General features: G+C 51.9%; 20 protein-coding genes. 10 read left to right on the top strand and 10 right to left on the bottom strand.

Annotation, left to right across the window (positions count from 1 at the left end):
- Together ACIKP9_RS01310 and ACIKP9_RS01315 are read left to right on the top strand one after the other, a co-directional pair.
- On the top strand, positions 1-1,383 hold the full coding sequence (locus ACIKP9_RS01310) for a TolC family protein (RefSeq protein WP_400878261.1): 1,383 nt from the start codon (positions 1-3) through the stop codon (positions 1,381-1,383).
- On the top strand, positions 1,383-2,750 hold the full coding sequence (locus ACIKP9_RS01315) for a multicopper oxidase family protein (protein WP_400878264.1): 1,368 nt from the start codon (positions 1,383-1,385) through the stop codon (positions 2,748-2,750). The genes ACIKP9_RS01310 and ACIKP9_RS01315 overlap by 1 nt, the downstream gene beginning before the upstream one ends.
- Positions 2,751-2,772: 22 nt before the next feature.
- On the opposite strand, the gene ACIKP9_RS01320 is transcribed toward ACIKP9_RS01315, so the two are convergent.
- The gene (locus ACIKP9_RS01320) at positions 2,773-2,964 is read right to left on the bottom strand and encodes a heavy-metal-associated domain-containing protein (protein WP_400878267.1); all 192 of its coding nucleotides are present in this window, start codon (positions 2,962-2,964) and stop codon (positions 2,773-2,775) included.
- A gap of 116 nt (positions 2,965-3,080) precedes the next feature.
- Here ACIKP9_RS01320 and ACIKP9_RS01325 point away from each other — a divergent pair, with 116 nt between their 5' ends.
- From ACIKP9_RS01325 to ACIKP9_RS01335, 3 genes are all read left to right on the top strand, one after another.
- Positions 3,081-5,282: a heavy metal translocating P-type ATPase gene (locus ACIKP9_RS01325; protein ID WP_400878269.1), complete on the top strand. Its 2,202-nt coding sequence runs from the start codon at positions 3,081-3,083 to the stop codon at positions 5,280-5,282.
- 307 nt (positions 5,283-5,589) lie between these two features.
- A complete protein-coding gene (locus tag ACIKP9_RS01330; RefSeq protein WP_400878272.1) occupies positions 5,590-7,248 on the top strand; it encodes a GGDEF domain-containing protein in 1,659 nt (552 codons plus the stop codon).
- A 21-nt stretch (positions 7,249-7,269) separates the two neighbouring features.
- Positions 7,270-8,421 (top strand): mechanosensitive ion channel protein MscS, encoded by a 1,152-nt coding sequence (locus tag ACIKP9_RS01335; protein WP_400878275.1) that lies wholly within the window; start codon positions 7,270-7,272, stop codon positions 8,419-8,421.
- A 65-nt stretch (positions 8,422-8,486) separates the two neighbouring features.
- Here ACIKP9_RS01335 and ACIKP9_RS01340 read toward each other — a convergent pair whose 3' ends face one another.
- Positions 8,487-9,758 (bottom strand): OmpP1/FadL family transporter, encoded by a 1,272-nt coding sequence (locus ACIKP9_RS01340; protein WP_400878277.1) that lies wholly within the window; start codon positions 9,756-9,758, stop codon positions 8,487-8,489.
- Between the two features lie 90 nt (positions 9,759-9,848).
- On the opposite strand from ACIKP9_RS01340, the gene ACIKP9_RS01345 reads away from it, so the two are divergent.
- The 3 genes from ACIKP9_RS01345 (at position 9,849) to speG (ending at position 13,597) form a co-directional block, all read left to right on the top strand.
- On the top strand, positions 9,849-12,071 hold the full coding sequence (locus tag ACIKP9_RS01345) for a YgiQ family radical SAM protein (protein WP_400878280.1): 2,223 nt from the start codon (positions 9,849-9,851) through the stop codon (positions 12,069-12,071).
- Between the two features lie 87 nt (positions 12,072-12,158).
- Positions 12,159-12,953: a TraB/GumN family protein gene (locus ACIKP9_RS01350; RefSeq protein ID WP_400878282.1), complete on the top strand. Its 795-nt coding sequence runs from the start codon at positions 12,159-12,161 to the stop codon at positions 12,951-12,953.
- A gap of 77 nt (positions 12,954-13,030) precedes the next feature.
- On the top strand, positions 13,031-13,597 hold the full coding sequence (gene speG, locus ACIKP9_RS01355) for a spermidine N1-acetyltransferase (RefSeq protein ID WP_400878285.1): 567 nt from the start codon (positions 13,031-13,033) through the stop codon (positions 13,595-13,597).
- Positions 13,598-13,625: 28 nt separating this feature from the next.
- Here speG and ACIKP9_RS01360 read toward each other — a convergent pair whose 3' ends face one another.
- The 5 genes from ACIKP9_RS01360 to ACIKP9_RS01380 form a co-directional block, all read right to left on the bottom strand.
- On the bottom strand, positions 13,626-13,940 hold the full coding sequence (locus ACIKP9_RS01360) for a DMT family transporter (RefSeq protein WP_400878288.1): 315 nt from the start codon (positions 13,938-13,940) through the stop codon (positions 13,626-13,628).
- Between the two features lie 253 nt (positions 13,941-14,193).
- The gene (locus ACIKP9_RS01365) at positions 14,194-14,616 is read right to left on the bottom strand and encodes a response regulator (protein ID WP_400878291.1); all 423 of its coding nucleotides are present in this window, start codon (positions 14,614-14,616) and stop codon (positions 14,194-14,196) included.
- Positions 14,617-14,726: 110 nt separating this feature from the next.
- Positions 14,727-15,359 (bottom strand): response regulator transcription factor, encoded by a 633-nt coding sequence (locus tag ACIKP9_RS01370; protein ID WP_309564886.1) that lies wholly within the window; start codon positions 15,357-15,359, stop codon positions 14,727-14,729.
- Between the two features lie 120 nt (positions 15,360-15,479).
- Complete coding sequence (locus ACIKP9_RS01375; RefSeq protein WP_400878295.1) at positions 15,480-15,890, bottom strand: hypothetical protein; 411 nt, start codon at positions 15,888-15,890, stop codon at positions 15,480-15,482.
- Between the two features lie 72 nt (positions 15,891-15,962).
- Complete coding sequence (locus ACIKP9_RS01380) at positions 15,963-16,127, bottom strand: DUF1328 domain-containing protein (protein ID WP_230348027.1); 165 nt, start codon at positions 16,125-16,127, stop codon at positions 15,963-15,965.
- Between the two features lie 118 nt (positions 16,128-16,245).
- On the opposite strand from ACIKP9_RS01380, the gene ACIKP9_RS01385 reads away from it, so the two are divergent.
- Complete coding sequence (locus ACIKP9_RS01385; protein ID WP_400878298.1) at positions 16,246-17,661, top strand: sensor histidine kinase; 1,416 nt, start codon at positions 16,246-16,248, stop codon at positions 17,659-17,661.
- A gap of 7 nt (positions 17,662-17,668) precedes the next feature.
- Here ACIKP9_RS01385 and ACIKP9_RS01390 read toward each other — a convergent pair whose 3' ends face one another.
- Complete coding sequence (locus tag ACIKP9_RS01390) at positions 17,669-18,361, bottom strand: DUF2490 domain-containing protein (RefSeq protein WP_400878301.1); 693 nt, start codon at positions 18,359-18,361, stop codon at positions 17,669-17,671.
- Positions 18,362-18,587: 226 nt separating this feature from the next.
- On the opposite strand from ACIKP9_RS01390, the gene ACIKP9_RS01395 reads away from it, so the two are divergent.
- Complete coding sequence (locus ACIKP9_RS01395; RefSeq protein WP_400878303.1) at positions 18,588-19,103, top strand: BON domain-containing protein; 516 nt, start codon at positions 18,588-18,590, stop codon at positions 19,101-19,103.
- A gap of 63 nt (positions 19,104-19,166) precedes the next feature.
- On the opposite strand, the gene ACIKP9_RS01400 is transcribed toward ACIKP9_RS01395, so the two are convergent.
- Both ACIKP9_RS01400 and ACIKP9_RS01405 read right to left on the bottom strand, forming a co-directional pair.
- Positions 19,167-19,742 carry a lipocalin family protein gene (locus tag ACIKP9_RS01400; RefSeq protein ID WP_400878306.1) on the bottom strand — a complete coding sequence of 192 codons (576 nt, stop codon included), beginning with the start codon at positions 19,740-19,742 and terminating at the stop codon, positions 19,167-19,169.
- The gene (locus ACIKP9_RS01405) at positions 19,739-20,221 is read right to left on the bottom strand and encodes a YaiI/YqxD family protein (protein ID WP_400878309.1); all 483 of its coding nucleotides are present in this window, start codon (positions 20,219-20,221) and stop codon (positions 19,739-19,741) included. Before ACIKP9_RS01405 ends, ACIKP9_RS01400 begins: the two co-directional genes overlap by 4 nt.

Below are 20,221 nucleotides of genomic sequence, written 5' to 3' on the forward strand. Positions count from 1 at the left end.
ATGGCGCAGTTAATATCGAGGCGGGCGATGCTCTGTGTTGTCGTGATCAGCAGCCTGCTTTCAGGGTGCGCGACGTTTAGCCGTGATGGCGGCATGGATGATGTGCAATCCATGGTTTCCCAACGCCTGAAACAGGATGTGGCACTGGATGGTGCTGGCAAGGCGATTGCACAGCAGCGTGTGCATGAGTTACTCGCCAAGCCCTTGGGTATGGACGAGGCCTGGCAATTAGCGTTGTTGAATAACCGTGGGCTAAAAGCTGGCTTGGCCGAACTTGGTATTGCTGAGGCGGACTTGGTGCAGGCCGGGCGCTTGCCCAACCCACGCTTTTCCATGCTGTATACGCGTCATGATGGCGACTACAAAATAGAACAGTCCTTTACTTTCAATGTATTTGCTCTGTTGACAATGCCGCAGGCCAAGGCCGTGGAGCAGCAGCGCTTCGAGCAAGCCAAGCGTGAAGTCAGCCTGCAAGTGCTGGCCTTGGCGCAGGCAACTCGCCAAGCCTGGATTGAGGCCGTCGCGGCAGAGCAATCTTCGCTTTATGCTGCGCAGGTGATGCAGGCAGCGGAAGCTGCGGCAGAGTTGGCACGGCGCATGTATCAGCAAGGCAACTGGAGCAAGCTGGATCAGGCACGTGAACAAGGCTTTTATGCCGACGCTGCGCTGGAGTATGCCGCAGCGCGCGAGCACCAGCGCATGGCGCGTGAACGGTTGTCACGCCTGCTCGGGTTGGGAAATAGCGATCTTTTTACATTGCCACCACGCTTGCCTGATTTACCGGCGACGGGGGATGATCTTTTGCAGGTACAGCAGCAGGCTTTTCTGCAAAGGCTGGATTTGCTGGCGATGCGTGCCGAGGTGGATGCGCTCGCCAAGCAGTTGGGCCTAAGCAAGACCACGCGCCTGATTAATGTGCTGGATATTGGGCCAGCACGTGTGCTGGAAGGCAGGCGCGGCGAGGCTTACAAAAAAGGCATCACCCTGGGTTTTGAGCTGCCCTTATTTGATTGGGGCAGTGCGCGCGTAAAGCGTGCCGAGGCTATTTATACCCAGGCACTTGAACGTACGGCACAAACAGCGATTGATGCCGAGACTGAGGTCAGGGCCGCTTATATGCGTTATCGCGTACGGTATGACATAGCGCGCCATGTCCAGGATGAGATCGTGCCGCTGCGCCAGCGCATGTTGCAAGAGAGTCAGTTGCGCTACAACGGTATGCTGGTCAGCGCATTTGAGCTACTAGCAGGCGCACGGGAGCAGATCGGCAGCGTTAATCAATATATCCATGCCATGCGTGATTTTTGGCTGGCTGACGCCAGCTTAGCGATGGCGACCATGGGGCCTGCGGCATCCCTGGATGTGGATGGAAGGGGAGAGTAATGTTGAATCGCCGAGATTTTTTCAGGCTAGGAGCGGCTGCTGTGGCTGCGGGCACGGTTAGCAAGGTGGCAATGGCGGCCCTGCCAGAAATTGCCAGCATGGGCAGCGCAGAAACCCAGGTGCCACATGCGCCTGGCAATGGTAGGCCTTTTCATCCAGTGGTGACGTTGAATGGGTGGAGCCTGCCATGGCGTATGCGGGATGGCGTCAAGGAATTTCATTTAGTGGCAGAGCCCGTGGTCCGCGAAATTGCACCGGGCATGACCGCCAATTTGTGGGGGTATAACGGCCAAAGCCCAGGGCCTACCATTGAGGTGGTCGAGGGAGACCGGGTACGTATCTATGTCACCAACCGCTTGCCGGAGGCGACTAGTGTCCACTGGCATGGACAGCGGCTGCCAAATGGCATGGATGGCGTAAGCGGGCTCACGCAGCCAGCAATCCCGTCGGGCAAGACGTTTGTCTATGAGTTCGAGGCCAAGCGTGCCGGTACTTTTATGTATCACCCGCATGCTGATGAAATGGTGCAAATGGCGATGGGCATGATGGGTTTCTGGGTCACGCACCCGAAAAATCCCGATTTCATGCGCGTGGACCGGGATTATGTTTTCCTCATCAATGCCTATGATATTGACCCGGGCAGCTACACGCCCAAGGTGGCGACCATGCTGGAGCACAACTTGTGGACGTTCAATAGTCGCGTATTCCCGGGGATTGCACCTATGGTGGCGGGGTTGAACGAGCGGGTACGTATACGCGTAGGCAATCTCAGCATGACCAACCATCCAATCCACTTGCATGGGCACGAGTTTACCGTGACAGGGACGGATGGTGGCTGGGTCCCGCCTGCGGCGCGCTGGCCTGAAGTGACCACCGATATCGCTGTTGGCCAGATGCGGGCGATTGAGTTTGTCGCGGATGCGCCCGGCGATTGGGCTTTCCACTGCCACAAGAGCCACCATACCATGAATGCCATGGGGCATCAGGTGCCAACCATGATAGGGGTGGAGCAAAGAGGCCTGGTCGACAAGATTACCCAGCTATTGCCGGATTACATGCCTATGGGCGAAAGTGGCATGGCGGAAATGGGCGAGATGGCAATGCCGCTGCCGGAGAATACCTTACCCATGATGAGCGGCAAGGGGCAGTTTGGCGATATGCATATGGGTGGCATGTTCACGGCCATGAAGGTTCGCGCGGGATTGAAGGCTGGAGATTACAGTGACCCCGGAGATTACCTGAATCCGCCCGGAACGGTGGCACATGAAGTCGACGCCAGCGGCGTTCCCGTGAGCAGGGTACCCGCTGCAAACGTCGAGGGGCGTCACTTACATATCAAGAAGCCTGACGGGCATGAAGGGCATTAGTCGGCTAATCGGGATGTGTTCATTATTCAGGTGTATAACCTGCTTCGCTGATCGCATCGCGAAAGCGCGAGGCGTCAATGTCGCTATTGATCTGCACGGTCTTGTTGGCAATATCTACCGCCACACTTGCGTGCGGATCAATCGCTAGTGCTGCCTGGGTAATGGCCTGCACACAATGATTGCAGCTGATGTCGTTGACCTTGAATGTCGGCATGAAAGGCTCCTGGTCGAATGTTGGGCCAATAGTATGCACCTTGACTGCATGGTGGAGTCAAGGCCTGCGATCACATTGAGTTTGCTGGGCTAATGTAGTGCAATGAGGATTTAAGCGTGAATAAGCAGCCATCACTGGAGAAATTAGATTTTGCTATTAGCGGTATGACGTGTGCAGCTTGTGCTGGCCGTATTGAAAGGTCGTTGAATAAACTACCTGGTGTGCAACAGGCGAGTGTCAATCTAGCAACTGAGCAGGCGCACGTAGAAGTTGTGGATGGCGGCATGGCACCGCAGATTGAGCAGGCGGTTGCCAAGCTTGGTTACCAGGCGCAGCTGCTTAAGCCTGATGCGCCATCTATACAAGCAGCGTTGCCGCGAGATGGATGGCAGGTTGTGATTGGCGCCATATTCACCTTGCCGCTGGTGTTGCCCATGGTTGGCATCTTGTTCGGGCAGCATTGGATGCTGCCTGGATGGCTGCAGTGGTTGCTGGCAACGCCAGTGCAGTTTTGGTTGGGTGCCAGGTTCTACCGCGCAGGCTGGAAGGCGGCACTCAATCTCTCGGGCAATATGGATCTGCTTGTCGCAATTGGTACTTCTGCAGCCTATGGGCTTTCTGTGTATTTGCTCTGGCAACATTCGATCCATTTATATTTTGAGGCCAGTAGCGCAGTCATCACATTGGTGCTACTGGGCAAGTGGCTGGAAAGCCGTGCCAAGCGCCAGACTACTGAAGCGATACGTGCTTTGCAGGCGCTAAGGCCTGATACCGCACGCGTTCGTCGCGATGGCTTGGAACAAGATATACCATTGGCCAGGGTGGTGGTGGGTGACCTGGTCTTGGTGAGGCCCGGTGAACGTATGCCGGTGGACGGACTGATACGCGAGGGTAGCAGCCATATTGATGAATCCATGCTCACTGGTGAAAGCGTACCCATCAAGAAAAGTATGCAAGACAAGGTGACAGGTGGCGCTGTCAATCTGGATGGTGTATTGCTGGTGGAAACGACAGCGATTGGTGCGGAGACCACCTTGGCACGCATCATTCGCATGGTGGAGGATGCCCAGCTTGGTAAACCGGCTATCCAGCGCTTGGTGGATAGTGTGAGTGCCGTGTTTGTACCCGTGGTGTTATTGATTGCGACACTGACTCTGCTTGGCTGGGCCTGGCATGATGGTCAATGGGAGCAGGCTGTGCTGAATGCGGTTGCCGTATTGGTGATCGCCTGTCCTTGTGCGTTGGGGTTAGCAACACCCACTGCCATCATGGCGGGTACCGGCGTGGCTGCGCGCCATGGCATATTGATCAAGGATGCTGATGCGCTGGAGCTATCGCACAAAATCAACGTGGTTGCCTTTGACAAGACTGGCACCCTGACGGTGGGGAAACCACGTGTAATTCAAGCGGTCAGCCAACCGGGGCAAGAGGCAACGTTACTTAGGCTGGCGGCTGCACTAGAACGGGGCAGTCATCACCCTTTGGCTGTAGCGGTATTGCAACATGCGCAAGTCACCGGTTTGGAAGTGCCAGCGGCCAGCGATGCTGTGGCATTGCCCGGTAGTGGCCTGATGGCAAAAGTGGAAGGTCGGCGTGTATGGTTGGGCAACCAGCGCGCGATGCAACAGGCAGGCGTATCGATCGATAGCCTGCAAGAGCAGGCGCTTCCATTACTGGAAAATGGGCTGACTATTTCCTGGCTTGCGGTGGATGATGAACAGGGGCAGCCACAGCTGCTGGGCTTCATTGCATTTGGTGATGAGCTCAAGTCTGAGGCGATCATGTCGATACAACATCTGCACGCCCTTGGTATCAGGGTATTGCTGTTGACGGGCGATAATCCAGCCAGTGCCCAGAGAATTGGTCAACAATTGGGCTTGGATGAGGTGTATGCAGAGCAATTGCCTAGCACCAAGGCCGAGGTAGTAGCAAATTTGCGCAAACAGGGGCATGTGGTTGCGATGGTGGGGGATGGTATCAATGATGCTCCCGCACTTGCGGCTGCGGATATTGGTTTTGCCATGTCGACTGGTACGGATGTCGCAATGCATACTGCGGCAGTGACCCTGATGCGGGCTAGCCCCTTGTTGGTTGCAGATACGATAGCTATTTCGCGCCGTACTTACAGCAAGATACGGCAAAACCTGTTCTGGGCATTTGTTTACAACCTGATCGGCGTGCCGCTGGCTGCTATGGGTATGCTAAACCCGGTAGTCGCTGGTGCTGCGATGGCATTGAGTTCAGTGAGTGTGGTGACGAATGCGTTGATGTTGCGGCGCTGGAAACCGACAGTGCAAGCATCGATTCCGCGTGATTAGAATGGCGGAATGTTATTTGCTTGAATAATGTGATGCGGTCATTTGGGTTGCAATGCAATACTGGATTGACGCATATGTTTGATTATAAATAAAAAATTATCTATTTTATGGGGAATGTTTCAACAGCAGTATTTCGTTGCTCGGCTTTGCATCGTTGATGCGCCCGTTGAGCAATACCTCGGACAAGTCTCAAGAAAACTTTTATGCTTGTTGATGGCAGCATTGTAGAATGCTCAGCCATGCATATTGAGACTAGTTATTCGGCCTATTCATAATAGCTTCATTCAAGGGGAGATTGGTTGCGTTCATGCGGTGTATCGTGAAAGCCATGCCAAGCAAGCGCTGGTACATGCGTTGGTTGCTATCATGCCTGTTGATGTGCCAGGTTGTATTGGCGTATGCGCAACCTTTGGCAGCCGATGGCATTTGGTATGCAGTGGGCGAGCATGCTGACTGGACTAAGATTGAGCATACCCATGATGACCTGGTGCCTATCTCCCACCCTGCGAGGACAGGTGGGCAATTCATTTACAAAGCCGACTTCGTCTTGTCACAGGCTGGACATTATGTCATTGACTTTGATAGTTCCAGCGTGGTTGGGCGCTTTACACACCATATTTACAATGCAGCGGGGGAGCAGGTTGCCACCCTCAAGGGCGGCATACAATCCACTGTAGCGAATCCTTATATGCTGCGCCATGGGCGTGATCTCATGCTGTCCGCCGGGAAGTATATCCTTGTGAGTGAAGTGAGTGCCCCATTTTTCCTGGCGCATCCTCAGCCTTATGTCACCACGCTGACCGAGTACCAGCGCTCTATCAAGATGGGCAATGCCATTGTCCTGGTGTCTTATGGTGCCATGTTGATCTTGGCGATCTATTACGCAGCCCTGGGTTATATCCGTAAGCAGGCCACCGATCGCATGTATGCCTTATTTATTCTGGGCAACATTTTCTACAACGGTACAGCCCTGCTGATTGTGCCGGATTTGTTTGCACTGCACTGGTTTTACCTGATCAGCTTTCCAGTCCTATTCTCGAATATTGCTTATGTATGTTTCGTGATTTATTTGCTGAATTTACGCAGGTATTCTGATTCCCGTTTGTATAAAGTCGGACGTGGCATTATTTTTCTGCTCGCGCTGTTTATTCCTATCGCCATGATCTGGCCGCACATTTCACTGGAGCTTGCTCGTATCGGAGTTGGACTGATCATGCTTTACGGCTTGCTGGCGGGTATTAGAAAGGCGTGGCGTGGCGACCTGATTGCCAAATATTACTTGGGAGCAATCTCTGCTTTTTTCATTATTGGTGCCTATTCCATCACTAATACTCGGGTGACTGGGTCGCAGACTTTCTACATTGAGCATTTCGGTATGCTGGCAGTCACGGTGGAAATGGTCTTGCTGGCATTGGTATTAGCCCGCCAGTTTGCATTGCTTAACCATGAAAAAGAAAATGCGCTGACCCTGTCAAAACGCCACCTGAAAATTGCCCACACTGATGCCTTGACGGAGTTGCCCAATCGCTATGCGCTGGATCAAGAGTTATCTGCGTTGCCGATTGATGGCGTGCTGGTTTTCATCGATATTGATGGCCTTAAATTTTATAACGACAACTATGGTCATAAGCGTGGCGATGAGCTGTTACGTTCTTTTTCGCGCGTAGTGAATGAGACGCTAGCGGAGTTAGGCATTCTGCACCGGATAGGGGGAGATGAGTTTGCCATTACGAGCCCGTCAGGCGATGTACATGCACTGGAAACATGCTTGGCGAAGTCTGTCGAGGTATTGCGCAAGCAGGGTTTTGAATTCGCTGGTATGAGTTATGGCATAGCCCATGCCATGGAAAGCCGTGACAGCAACATGCTCAAGTATTTGGCAGACACGCGTATGTATGCACAGAAACGTGAGCGTCAGCGTGCTGCAGAACAACAGACAAGAAAAAGTAGGGAAACAGCTGTTTAATCACAACTAAAGGGGAGAAATATGAATAAAAAATGGCCGCTTATTTGGCCGGTGTTGATCTGCCTGGCATTGCCGCTGATCGCGGCATGGTTTGCGTATCCTGAAACCCATCTACCACCGGGGTTTGGGGTATTTCCTCCAGATTATGACCAGCCTATGCCAGGTTTTAACCTGACTATATTTGTCGTGATCGCCTTGGTTGAGCTGGCATTTGGGATTTTCTTGCTGTTTCCTACCTGGTTTGGTTTCCAGCCTGTGTCGCCATCACCACAACCGGCGAAAAAGCCTTTTCCTATCTGGTTCTGGATCGGTGCGGCGTTTACTCTGTTTTTCTGGTGGCTGATGTGGGCACGTGTGACACCATTTGGTAGCCTGGTCTATTACGCATTCAGTCCAATGTGGTGGGGGTTTATTCTTGTGCTGGATGGCCTAACCTATAGGCGCAACAATGGCGTATCGCTCTTGTCAAGCAAGCCCAAGACCTTTGTCATCAGTGCCTTGGTCTCTGTATTCGGCTGGTTGTTTTTCGAGTATTACGATTATTTCGTGCTGGGTAATTGGTATTACCCCAATACGCATATTCCAGGTTTGTCGCACGGCTTGATCGTGGCATTGTTCCTGATTGCTTACACTACCGTCTGGCCCGCCATCTTTGAGTGGTATACCTTGCTTAAAACCTGCCCGAAGCTGGCAACGCGGTATAGTCAAGGGCCGAAGCTAGCATTGCCCGCGTGGTTACTGATCTGGGGTGGCTTTGCGCTGATCTTCCTCATGACCTTCCTGCCTTATCCCTTGTTCTGGGTGGTGTGGATTGGGCCATTTGCCGTTGTGGCAGGCGTGCTCATGAAGCTCAAGATATGGAACCCCGTGAGTGCCATGGCAACAGGTAACTGGACGCCATTGATCCTGGTCGCCTTGGCATCCTTATTTAATGGCTTTTTCTGGGAAGTTTGGAATTATGGCAGCGCGCATCCGTTGCCTGAGTTACAGACCAATCCGAACTATTGGATCTACAACATTCCTTACGTCAACGTGATCCACATTTTTGCTGAGATGCCTCTCCTGGGTTTCTTTGGCTACCTGCCATTCGGTGTGCTGGTCTGGGTGGTTTTTATCTGGGCAGGCAAGGTGTTTGGCTTTGATTCTAGTATTGAACTGGAGCAGAAGCCCTAAGCTGTTGCGCTGTTAAAGAAAAGGCCGACTGAATGTCGGCCTTTTTTATCTGCTGAAAAGCTTGGCTACTGCCATTGCCGGCTTAACATGAAGTGCAAAAACAAGGCTTCATTGCGCAGCTGGGCATTGCCAAATGGCATTTCACTATTGTTATAGTTCACTTTCACTACCGGCGAGTATTCAAAACCTCCGGTCAGTGTCCATTCCGGGGTGAATTTATAAGCCGCCCCTGCCGTGTAATGATGTTCCAAGATACCTGCAATGAATGGCGTGGTTGTGGCACGTGGCATGGGATTTTTGCCATAGTTGTAGCCCGCATACAAGGTGGTCTTGGGATTAATGTCATAAGCCAATCCCAATGCGATGACCACCTGATTGTGCCAGTCCAGGCGATTGGTGGAAGATATTTGTGCTGGCGCAAAACCACTGTCAGGTTGTTTTGCTGTGAGCGTGGTGGATTTGATGGCATCAGCCCAATTGATCCAATTGACCTTGAAAGCCAAGAGTAGATCGTTCTCTGGTTTCCAAGCCAGGCCCAGTGCGATTTCTCTAGGCGTTGCAAACCCTTCCAGCTTGGCATCATCATACTGAAATGTTTGAGGGCCGACATTGAGCGAGAAACTACCTCCAGTCAACGGCAGCTTGGTTTTTTCAGTATAGGCAGCGCCAAAAGTGAGCGTGGGGCTGAGCTTATATTGCAAGCCAAGCTTGAAATTGGGGCGTACACCATCGGCATCCTTAAGCTTGATTCCGCCTATGCCGGGCGTGTCTCGATACAAGGATTGCTGGATGCTGGCATAAGTTAGCCCAATGGTCGTTCCCAGCGACAAGCGCTCAGTCACTTGGCAGCCAATACCCACGCCGATTTTGGCAATGCCAAACTTAGCGGAGAAGTTATCCTGATTACCCTGTGCTGTATTGACGTTGCGGAATACGCCGCCAGCACCGCCTTGCACAAAAGTGCCAACGCCTGCGCCACAACTGGTATCGGCAATGGATTGAGCGTATCCGCCGCCGCCGAGTGGTGTATAGCGGTTGGAGGCATGCACATCACTGCCGTATTGGTCCGCGTGGGATAAATCCAAGGTACGTAATACGCTGCCAAAACCATTGAATACCTTGCCATTGATCTGGGCCAAACCTGCTGGGTTGGTATTAATCGCCGAACTATCGCGAGCCACCGCGACATCGGCACCACCCATCAACAGTGACTCAGCACCAAAACCGATCAGGTTAAAGCCGTTGGTGGCATGGGCAGGCAATGCCAGTGTGAATAACAAGGTAGCCGCTCCCCGGCCTGCTTGTTGCGCCAATTGACGCTTTTGTTTGCTTATCATGAAATAATTGCCTGATTTATCAGTTAATTTTATAAATTTTTCATATGTTTTGATCATGGTGACAGCGTTACAAGGTAAAATGCCGACGCTATGGAATCACCACGTTTAATCAGTGCTTATCGCCCTTATTGGGCCAAGCGCTTCGGTACTGCCCCCATTTTACCCATGACACGCGCTGAAATGGAAAAATTGGGCTGGGATAGTTGCGACATTATTCTTGTCACCGGCGATGCTTATATTGACCACCCGAGTTTCGGCATGGCCCTGGTGGGCCGCTTGTTGGAGGCTCAGGGTTTCCGCGTTGGTATTATTGCCCAGCCAGATTGGCAATCTGCCGACCCGTTCCGCGAACTGGGTAAGCCTAACCTGTATTTTGGTATCACCGCTGGCAATATGGATTCCATGGTGAATCACTACACAGCGGACAGAAAAATACGTTCCGATGATGCCTATACACCTGGTGCGGTAGCAGGCAAGCGCCCTGATCGCGCCATTCTTGTCTATTCCCAGCGTTGCCGAGAAGCTTTCCCTGGCGTGCCACTGGTGATAGGCAGCATTGAGGCTTCCTTGCGTCGCATCGCCCATTATGACTATTGGTCTGACAAAGTCAGGCGTTCCGTGCTGGTGGATTCCAAGGCCGATCTGCTGATTTACGGCAACGCGGAGCGGGCATTGGTTGAGATCAGCCATCGCATCGCCAAGGGCGAACTCGTGAGTGAGATTACCGATGTGCGTGGAACCGCTTACCTGCGCAAGCAGGTGCCCGAGGGATGGGAGGAGGTATCTTCCACTGCGCTGGATCGTCCAGGCAAGATCGACAAGCAGGTTGACCCGTATGCGATGGAGCCTGCCATGGAGCAAACAGGTGAATCCTGTGCTTCTACAGCGGCTGCCGCTGCGAAAAGCGGCCTGGAGCCTGGCGTGCAGGCGATTACCATTGTACGCAAACCGAACAAGCCCAAGGCTGAACGTAGCAAGCAATTCATCCGCTTGCCGGCATTCGAGGAAGTTGCTAAAGACCCGGTGTTGTACGCACATGCTTCGCGTGTGCTTCACCTGGAAGCTAACCCCGGCAATGCTCGCGCCTTGGTACAAAGGCATGGTGACCGCGAAGTCTGGCTGAATCCGCCGCCGATTCCCTTGACCACCAAGGAGATGGACTACGTTTACGACCTGACTTATGCCCGTACGCCGCATCCTGCCTACCAAAACGAACGTATCCCCGCCTGGGAAATGATACGGTTCTCGGTCAACATCATGCGTGGTTGCTTTGGTGGTTGTACTTTCTGCTCAATCACAGAGCACGAAGGGCGTATTATCCAGAGCCGTTCCGAAGCGTCCATCCTCAAGGAAATCGAGGAAGTGCGCGACAAGGTGGAGGGGTTCACTGGCACCATCTCCGATTTGGGTGGGCCTACGGCCAATATGTACCGTCTTGCCTGCAAGAGCGAGACGATAGAAAAGAATTGCCGCAAACTGTCCTGCGTGTTCCCAGGCATCTGCGAAAACCTCAATACCGATCATTCGCACCTGATACAGCTATACCGCAAGGCGCGGGCGATTCCTGGCATCAAGCGCATCCAGATTGGTTCTGGCCTGCGCTATGATCTTGCAGTGAAATCGCCGGAGTATGTCAAAGAGCTGGTGCAACATCATGTGGGCGGTTACCTCAAGATCGCGCCTGAGCATTCCGAAGAGAATGTGCTCACCAAGATGATGAAGCCCGCGATGACTGCTTATGACGAGTTCAAGGCCATGTTCGAGCAATTCTCGCGTGAGGCGGGTAAGGAGCAATACCTGATCCCTTACTTCATTGCGGCGCATCCTGGCACCACGGATGAAGATATGCTCAACCTGGCGTTGTGGCTGAAGAAATACGATTTCAAGCTCGACCAGGTGCAGACGTTTACACCTACGCCCATGGCGATGGCCACGGCCATGTACCACTCGGGCAAAAACCCCCTGCGTAAGGTGACGCATGACAGTGAAGACGTGCCTATCCCCAAGGCCGGTGGTGTGCGCCGATTGCACAAGGCTTTTATCCGCTATCACGACCCCAATAATTGGCCTATGCTGCGCGAAGCCCTGAAAAAAATGGGCCGTGAAGACTTGATCGGCAACGGTAAGAAGCACTTGGTGCCAGCTTGGCAGCCGATCTTGCCCAAGGAGCAGGCCAAGGCCAATGGCAGCCGCCGTGCTGCCAAGCCTGTGGCGGCCTCCCCACGCCCGGCAAGCCGTGCACCTATATCTGGCAAGCAGCATACCCCGGCCCAGCGCTCCGGCAAGCCAGCGCGCAAGCCTGGTCGTCCATAACACCAGGTATTTGGTATGCGTTGCAAACACAGCCTCACAAATTTCTTCTTGCGAGGCTTTTTTTTCATTGCTTGTTGGTGTTCTGCAGTGGCATTGGCTGCAGGCGATGGCATGTTGTGGAAAGTGCAGGCAGAAAATGGCACGACCAGTTATTTATTTGGCACCATTCACGTCGATGATGCCAGGGTTACTGCATTGGCAGAGCCTGTCAATGTAGCGCTGGCAGCAGCCGACTTGTTCATGATGGAAGTCTTGCCTTCCGGCGATATGTCACCTTACCTCATGCCGGGTAGTTTAGAGCAGCTATTGACCGAGACCGAACTGGAGCAAGTGTATGCTGCGGCAGAATTTCATGGTCTGCCGCATGAGATGGTCTCACACATGAAGCCGTGGTTGCTTGCCATGGTGTTTGATTTGCCCGTGGCGCAATCGCCTTATACCCTGGATATCCAGCTTTACCTGCAAGCGCAGCGCGCAGGTAAAAAGATCAAGGCATTGGAAACTCCGCAAGCGCATTTTGCGGCATTGGAGAGTATTTCATTGGATGAGCAGTTGCTGATATTGCGCAGTGTGCTCAAACGTAGCCAGGCGCAAAAAGAAAAAGATTTTGAGCTATTGATCCAGGCTTATCTGTCAGGGGACATTCATCAGGTCGCGGCACTGGATGCCGAAATGACAGCAGATGATTTGCCAGCCAGCCTGTGGGAGAAGCTGCGCGTCAAGTTGCTGGACGAGCGTAATATGCACATGGCTGAGCATATTGCTGCTGTTGCAGGCCAGCAGTCAGTATTTGTTGCTGTCGGTGCTGCGCACTTGCCCGGTGAGCGAGGGATTATAGATTTGCTCAATCGCGCTGGTTGGGTGGTCACTCCCGTCAAATAACGTAGATCCATACTCACTGGCTTTTCATGACGCCAAGCACGTTATAATCAGTTCATCCTCTCCATCATGGAGCCATCATGGCTGACCGTATCAATCTGCGTCCACTAGAGCGTAATGATCTTCATTTTGTGCACAAACTCAACAATAACGACACCATCATGCGCTATTGGTTTGAAGAGCCTTATGAAGCCTATGATGAACTAGTAGCGTTGTATGACAGGCATATTCATGACCAGAACGAGCGGCGCTTCATCATTGAGCTGGAAAATGGGGAGCTTGCAGGGCTAGTCGAGCTGGTCGAGATTAACTATATCCATAGACGTGCGGAATTCCAGATCATCATTGCACCCGATTACCAGGGCAGGGGGTTGGCCAAGTCAGCCACGCGTATTGCAGTGGGCTATGCTTTCAGGGTGTTGAACCTGCATAAGGTGTACCTGGTGGTGGATGAGGAAAACCAGGCGGCGATTCATATCTATGAAACTTGCGGCTTTGAGGTGGAAGGCCATTTGAAACAGGAGTTTTTCTCCAATGGCTCTTACCGCGATGCCTTGCGTATGCGCTTGTTGCAGGATGATTACCTGCGCCATGTTGGCCCAGCTCCGGTCGATGCTTCTGTATTGCGGGAGTGGCAGGATCATTGACCCTGCCGTGCTTGGTATGGCAATCAGCTTATGAGACCAGTTTCAGGCCGATGATGGAGGCGATCAATAGCAGCAGGAACAGTATGCGCAGCGTGCCCGCTGGATCGCCAAATAGCCAGATGCCGATGAGGGCTGTACCACAAGCGCCAATGCCGGTCCAGATGGCATAAGCCGTGCCGAGTGGAATGCCTTGCAATGCCTTGGTCAACATGGCAAAACTCAGGATGGTAAAGAAGATAAAGCCTAGAGTAGGTAAAGGCTTGCTGAAGCTTTCCGACATTTTCAGGCAGGTGGTGAAGCCGATCTCGAACACGCCTGCTAGCAATAGATATATCCACGACATAGACAACCCTTTCATATGACTCGGGTCGTCCCGTGATAATCAGTGATGATGGGGTCGTCCCCATCATATGGATACTGGGATAACATTCCGCCCAGTAAAAACGTGAAGATATTTTTTCACGCAAGGACATGCCTGTCAAATCACGGGCTGTCTCGGGATATTTAAGACCGCTAGCTTATTGCGTATATCTATTGCTCAACAGATACAAACTCACCAATAAACACCATGACAGATGGCGAGGGAAGGGAGCGTGCTAGGCCGAAAATTTTGCCGCCTGTGCCTCAATCGTTTCAATCGCCATGTCGAAATCCATTGATTTGTCGAAGAAGTGCTCCACGCCCAATGCATTCGCCATTTGGCGATATTGCGGATAAGCATGATTGGTCAGGATCAGGTACGCGGGGCGGGGAAATGGAAAGTTAGGCTGTTGCGTGGCCCTGATCACTTCAAAGCCATTGCCTTGGGCAAGCTCAATATCCACCAGCAGCAAGTCGAATGGCTGTTGGTAGAGTTGGGTAATAGCTTCTTCCTGGCTCAATGCCACACCTTCAAAGGATAAGCCGCTACAGTCAGACAGCATATCCATGATGGTTTCACGCAAGAGAGAAGAGTCCTCAACCAGCAAGACCCTCATGGCTTTTGCGTGCGTGTCCACCCCAGAATGTCTTTCTTTCATGATCGTATTCATAGGCTCAATAATCATTGCTTGTGAATTCTATCCGGCAGCAGGGGGGGATGCCATCCGCTATATTCCTACATATTCTGACGTTGATTGCAGGCATGACTTTATGAAATCAGCTGGTTCTTTATCGCATAGTAAGTCAGGTCTGCATTGGTTTTGAGGCTCATTTTTTCCATGATGCGGGTACGGTAGGTGCTCACCGTTTTTACACTGATGCAGAGCTCTTCACCAATTTCCGTTGCGCTCAGGCCGCTGGCAAGCTTGAAAAATACCTGGAATTCACGATCAGAAAGGGTTTCATGCAGCAGCTTCTCGGAAGGGTTGCTCAATTCGTTGGTCATGAGTTCGGCCAGCTCTGCCGAAATGTAGCGTTTGCCATTGGCAACAGTACGGATGGCCTTGATGATCTCATCCGAGTCAGCATCCTTGGACAAATAACCTTTGCAACCGCTGCGCATGAGGTTAAGCGCATATTGTTCCTCGCCATAACCACTGAGTATCAAAACAGGTAACTCTGGTGCGACATGACGTAAGTCGTGCAAGGTATCTACGCCATTCTTGTCGGGCATGGCTATATCCATGACGATGGCATCGTATTGGTTGCTGCGCACCAACTTGATCGCTTCCAGGCCTGAAGCTGCTTCGCCGGCCACTTCAAGGTCGGATTCCAGCTCAATCAGGTTACGCAGGCCTTGGCGCACAATGTTGTGGTCATCAACTAATAATATTTTTTTCATGAGTGCTGACGATTCCTTGTCATTGGTTTCTCTGGTGCTTGATACTAAGATGGCTTGCCAGTCTCTGCAAGCCATCCTCTAAATCATTGTCTTGATTGTTCAGGACTGAACAGCAAACTCTTAATCATCCTTGCTTAAGGCATAACCAACCAGAACGCCCGCACCCACTGCTAGCGATAGCGTCAGCAATGAGCGCTTGCGCAGCCATTTGCGTGACTGGGTGCGACTAGTCTTGAGGGCTTGTGACAGCTCTTTGTCCAGTGATTCAGACCATGATGAGAAGTTTTCTGTCAGTTGTTCAATGACGTGCTCGGTTGTGCTTCCATGGACATCAGGGTCCAGTACGTCCTTGAGGCTTTCAAGGAGAGCGATGGCTTCTTTCTTGCTGTCCCTAGCCTTGCTTTCCAGCTTGCGGCCAATCTTGCGTACAGATGCCTTACCCGCTTTTGCGCTGTCGCTTAATGCTTCTTGCGCGGTTTCAGCCAGCTCTGCTGCGTTTTCCTTGATTTCTTGTGTGTTGCTATTGAACATGCCTTACTCCAATGCTGTCTATGGGGGGATTTTGGTGAATTTTGTTGTGATGTTACAAGTGCAGATGCCTGATTAACGCTTATGCAAAATACCAGCAATCAGCGAGACGATCGTAATAATCAGGAAAACAAAGAACAGGATCTTGGCAATTTCTGCCGCGCCTGCGGCGATACCACTAAAGCCGAAGAACGCTGCAATCAAGGCAATCACAAAAAAGATCACTGAATAATGCAACATCATTTTCTCCTTGGTTGTTTGATGTACGGTTTACACTGTAGGCTCCTCACCATTCACGAATTAGCAGACAGCGACTGAATCGCTTGTCAGAAAATACTTACATGACGTTTGGAAATCGATGAATATCAAGGCCATAGCTAACAATATCAATGCATGGGGTGAGGGCATCGTTCGCAGACTCGGGGGGCGGGTGCTGGCTATCCTGTTTGCCTCCATGATCCTTGCGTTAATTTCCGTGATGTTTACTGATGCATGGCTGGTTGAGCTGGAGCAGCAGAACGCGCAGTTAAGCCAGGTGCAACGTAATATCAATGGGTTGCAGGAGCTGCGCACCAGCCTCAATCTTGCAGAGAGCGCCCAGCGGGGTTATTTGTTGAGTCAGCGCAAGGAGCTGGTGGAGACCTTTAACCAAGCAATTGAGGAGTCACGTCGCCATATCCGCAAGATTGAAGGCTTGTTTACCAGTCAAAGTGTCGCCATGCGGGACAAGCAGGAGCAGGGGTGGGTGATCGCCTTGAGTGCAATACTGGAAGCCAAGAATGTCGAAATGAAGATGGCGATTTCATTATTGCAGGCTGGCAAGGTGGATGAGGCCATGCAAGTGGTCAAGCTTGATCAAGGCATGATTGAGATGGCGCGCTTCATGCAGTATTCGCAGACGTTGCTGGACCAACAGTACGAGGCTCGGGAAAAACTGGTGATCAAGCGTGAGCAGACCATCGTCATTACCCGGATTGCATTGGTAGGTACGGCGTTGATCTTATTACTGCTGGTGATCTTGGTGATTCGCCAATTGGTACAGGAAATGAACAGCCGCGATCATTTGCGCCAGCAATTGATACGTGATTGCGCAGCCTATGAGGAACGTATTAGCAGTAATTCCCATATGATGAAAACGCTGGCGCTGGATTATCAATCTGATGTCGAGCGCGCACGCCAAAAACTGGCGCGTGACCTGCATGATGAGTTGGGCTCGATTCTCACGGCCACCAAGATGGATATTTCATGGACGATACGCCGGGTCAAGGATAGCGCGCCTGATGTTGTCGAAAAGCTAGAGAAGACCATGCGATACTTGAATCAAGGTATTCAGTTCAAGCGCCAGGTGGTGCAAAACCTGCATCCCTCGATCATTACGACAATAGGTTTCTGGCCTGCGCTGAAATCGCTGATTGAGGATATGGCAGAACGCAATGATTGGGAACTGGATATTATCCTGCCGGACGGGCAGATGCAGCTGCCCGAAACGCTGGGTTTGATTGCTTACCGTGTCGTGCAGGAAAGCCTGAATAATGCCAGCAAATACGCCTATGCGACCAAGGTGTCAGTGCATATGGTGGATGAGCTGGATTACCTCAAGCTGGAAATTGAAGATAATGGTGTGGGCGTTGATCTCGCCAAGACGGTGGCAAGCACTCATGGTCTTTCTGGTATTCGTAACCGCATCATGGCGATAGGGGGGCGCGTGGATATTACCAGCGCCCCTAACCAAGGTTTTCACCTGCTGGCGATCATTCCTACCAAGCTGTCGTAGTGTCAGCCTAGAAACGCAGGAACAGCGAAGTCGACAGGATATGGTTCATGCGGTCAAAGCTATTGCCGCGTACATATTGATTGACATAGCCGATCTCGAACCTGGCATTCGAGGCCGCTTGCCATGCCACGCCGGCAAAGGCACGGTTCTGGTCAAAGCCACTGAGAGCACCCCAATCCGTGCTGCGCGTGCTGACGAACAACTCATCCCATATCAGCCAGCTCAGCGATTCGGAGCCTTCGATTTTCTTGATCGCGCGTACCAGTTGGCGTACACGGTGTCCTGTGTCATTGCCAATATCAAAATTACGCTGTTCCAGCCGGGTGCGGCTGGTGATGACGATCCCGTTTGCCGTAGGTGGGAAGGTGTACATGAACTGCTGCCACCAGCGTTGTTCGTGATTAGTACCTTGTGCGGTGTGTGTCCTGACGTCGGCATAACCCAGCCAGATACTGGCTCGGTCTGAAATCCAGTAGTTGATGGCGGGGCGGATGATGGTTTGGTCGTGCTCTCGACCTTCTTCTTTCAGGCGAGGTTGTAGCTCTGCGTACCAGCCCACATGATTTTCCTTCGACACCATGCCTTCCATGGTCAGATTGATCCAGAAGCGACCATCTTCCTCGACTTCGGCGTGTGCCAAGCTGCTGGCACCCAGCGTGGCCATCAGCAACCCGTGCATCAGGCGTGTATTCAATTTCATGCAAATTCCTTGTTGTGACTCAAGCCATAGTCTTTACGACTACTATGGCAAATTGTTGAGGGGGGACTGTACCTTACACATGTAAAAAACGCGAATCTAAAGAGGCATGAAGTGTCAGTTGCTTCTGACATGATGTGTAGCGATAGGCCGACGGTGATGGCTGTCGGAAGACATTACCATGCAGTCATGGGTAGTCATTTATCGTTGTACTTTTGAGGAGAGTAATATGCATCGTCATATCAAGACCAATATGATTTCTGCTGTTATCAGCGTGTTACTGGGCGTTGCTGCAAGCAGCGCATGGGCAGTATCCATTTCTGATGAACTGAACCAGAGCCCCGACGTCAAGCAGTTCCATGAGCTTGATACCAATAATGACGGGCATTTGAACTACACTGAGGCAAGTCGTGATAGCTTTTATACCAAAGAGCACTTCAATGCTGCCGACAAAAACAAGGATGGCAAGCTGAGCCAGGAAGAGTACAGCAATTACAAGACTGCACAGCAGAAAAAAGAGGTAGGCCGCATCGTGGATGACAGCACGATCACGACCAAAGTGAAAGCCAATATTCTTAAGGAAGAGGGCTTCAAGGGCTTGCAAGTGAGCGTGGAAACCTACAAAGGTGTCGTGCAGTTGAGTGGCTTCGTGAATACTAAGACCCAGATCAAGAGGGCTGGCGAGGTGGCCAAAGCAGTTGAAGGCGTGAAATCGGTGAAGAATAACCTGATCGTCAAGAACTAACTGCCTAGATGTAAAGAAAAAAGCCTGTGGCTACCCACAGGCTTTTTGTTTTGTGGGTGAGTGCTAGTGACGCATGGTGTCTTGATGGGGCAGTTTCATCCCTGTCTGGATGTTATGTTCGACAAAAATGAGTTTGCTCGTGTCGAAACCCAGGTGTTGTGCCCTGGCAATCAACTCAGCCTTGACCGGGTAGGAGAGTTCGGGAGTACGCGACAGTATCCAGAGATAATGGCGATCAGGGCCGGCGACCAGCGAAAAATTGTAATGAAGGCGGTCCAGTACCAAGATGTTGTAAGCGCCATAGAATGGCCCAAAAAATGAGACTTTCAGTTTGCCGATATTAGGGCCATCAACAAAATAAGCTTTGCCTTCTGCTTCTTTCCAGCGTTGCTTTACCGGGTCGTACCCACGGTTGATCACTTTCAGGCCACCACCTTCGCGTTTGCTGTAAGTTGCTGTTACTTCGTGCAAGCCGCGCTCGAATGAGTGATCAAGGCGGGCGATTTCATACCAAGTGCCCAAATATTCATCTGGCTTGAAGTCTGCCACAGGGCTTAAGCCCTCGGGTGTTCCGGTACCCGTGCAAGCCAATAGGCAGCATGAGAGAACAAGGCACAATATACGTTTGATAGTCATCATGTTTTTTTTACATCTGGTTGGTTTGATGTTGTTGTCGCATTCCGGGCAATAAAGCGATCCAGTGCTGCCGCAAATGCCTGTCTATCTGCCTGGCTGAATGAAGATGGGCCACCCAGTTCCACGCCACTGTTACGCAAGTCTTCCATCAAGTGCCGCATGGCAAGCCTTTCGCCTATGCTGCCCTTGTCATACATTTCTCCACGCGGGTTCAGCGCATGGGCATCGTTGGCGATGACTTCTGCCGCGAGTGGAATATCTGCGGTAATGACCAGATCACCCGGTTGAAGTTTTTGCACGATTTCCTTATCCGCGACATCAAACCCGCCAGGCACCTGCAAAGCGCGGATATACGCTGAGGGCGGTACACGCAACAGCTTGTTGGCAACCAGCGTCACCATAATGCCGGTACGGTCAGCCGCGCGGAACAAGATTTCTTTGACTGCCACCGGGCAGGCGTCTGCATCAACCCAAATTTGCAT

Origin of the sequence: Methylobacillus methanolivorans (genome assembly GCF_044751345.1) — a bacterium.
In the GTDB taxonomy this organism is placed as follows: domain Bacteria; phylum Pseudomonadota; class Gammaproteobacteria; order Burkholderiales; family Methylophilaceae; genus Methylobacillus; species Methylobacillus methanolivorans.

Bases quoted from the DNA above. Each gene is read 5' to 3' on its own strand.
- ACIKP9_RS01310 (WP_400878261.1), top strand. From the start codon at position 1: ATGGCGCAGTTAATATCGAGGCGGGCGATGCTCTGTGTTGTCGTGATC.
- ACIKP9_RS01315 (WP_400878264.1), top strand. From the start codon at position 1,383: ATGTTGAATCGCCGAGATTTTTTCAGGCTAGGAGCGGCTGCTGTGGCT.
- ACIKP9_RS01320 (WP_400878267.1), bottom strand. From the start codon at position 2,964: ATGCCGACATTCAAGGTCAACGACATCAGCTGCAATCATTGTGTGCAG.
- ACIKP9_RS01330 (WP_400878272.1), top strand. From the start codon at position 5,590: ATGCGGTGTATCGTGAAAGCCATGCCAAGCAAGCGCTGGTACATGCGT.
- ACIKP9_RS01335 (WP_400878275.1), top strand. From the start codon at position 7,270: ATGAATAAAAAATGGCCGCTTATTTGGCCGGTGTTGATCTGCCTGGCA.
- ACIKP9_RS01340 (WP_400878277.1), bottom strand. From the start codon at position 9,758: ATGATAAGCAAACAAAAGCGTCAATTGGCGCAACAAGCAGGCCGGGGA.
- ACIKP9_RS01345 (WP_400878280.1), top strand. From the start codon at position 9,849: ATGGAATCACCACGTTTAATCAGTGCTTATCGCCCTTATTGGGCCAAG.
- speG (WP_400878285.1), top strand. From the start codon at position 13,031: ATGGCTGACCGTATCAATCTGCGTCCACTAGAGCGTAATGATCTTCAT.
- ACIKP9_RS01360 (WP_400878288.1), bottom strand. From the start codon at position 13,940: ATGTCGTGGATATATCTATTGCTAGCAGGCGTGTTCGAGATCGGCTTC.
- ACIKP9_RS01365 (WP_400878291.1), bottom strand. From the start codon at position 14,616: ATGAAAGAAAGACATTCTGGGGTGGACACGCACGCAAAAGCCATGAGG.
- ACIKP9_RS01370 (WP_309564886.1), bottom strand. From the start codon at position 15,359: ATGAAAAAAATATTATTAGTTGATGACCACAACATTGTGCGCCAAGGC.
- ACIKP9_RS01375 (WP_400878295.1), bottom strand. From the start codon at position 15,890: ATGTTCAATAGCAACACACAAGAAATCAAGGAAAACGCAGCAGAGCTG.
- ACIKP9_RS01380 (WP_230348027.1), bottom strand. From the start codon at position 16,127: ATGTTGCATTATTCAGTGATCTTTTTTGTGATTGCCTTGATTGCAGCG.
- ACIKP9_RS01385 (WP_400878298.1), top strand. From the start codon at position 16,246: ATGAATATCAAGGCCATAGCTAACAATATCAATGCATGGGGTGAGGGC.
- ACIKP9_RS01390 (WP_400878301.1), bottom strand. From the start codon at position 18,361: ATGAAATTGAATACACGCCTGATGCACGGGTTGCTGATGGCCACGCTG.
- ACIKP9_RS01395 (WP_400878303.1), top strand. From the start codon at position 18,588: ATGCATCGTCATATCAAGACCAATATGATTTCTGCTGTTATCAGCGTG.
- ACIKP9_RS01400 (WP_400878306.1), bottom strand. From the start codon at position 19,742: ATGATGACTATCAAACGTATATTGTGCCTTGTTCTCTCATGCTGCCTA.
- ACIKP9_RS01405 (WP_400878309.1), bottom strand. From the start codon at position 20,221: ATGCAAATTTGGGTTGATGCAGACGCCTGCCCGGTGGCAGTCAAAGAA.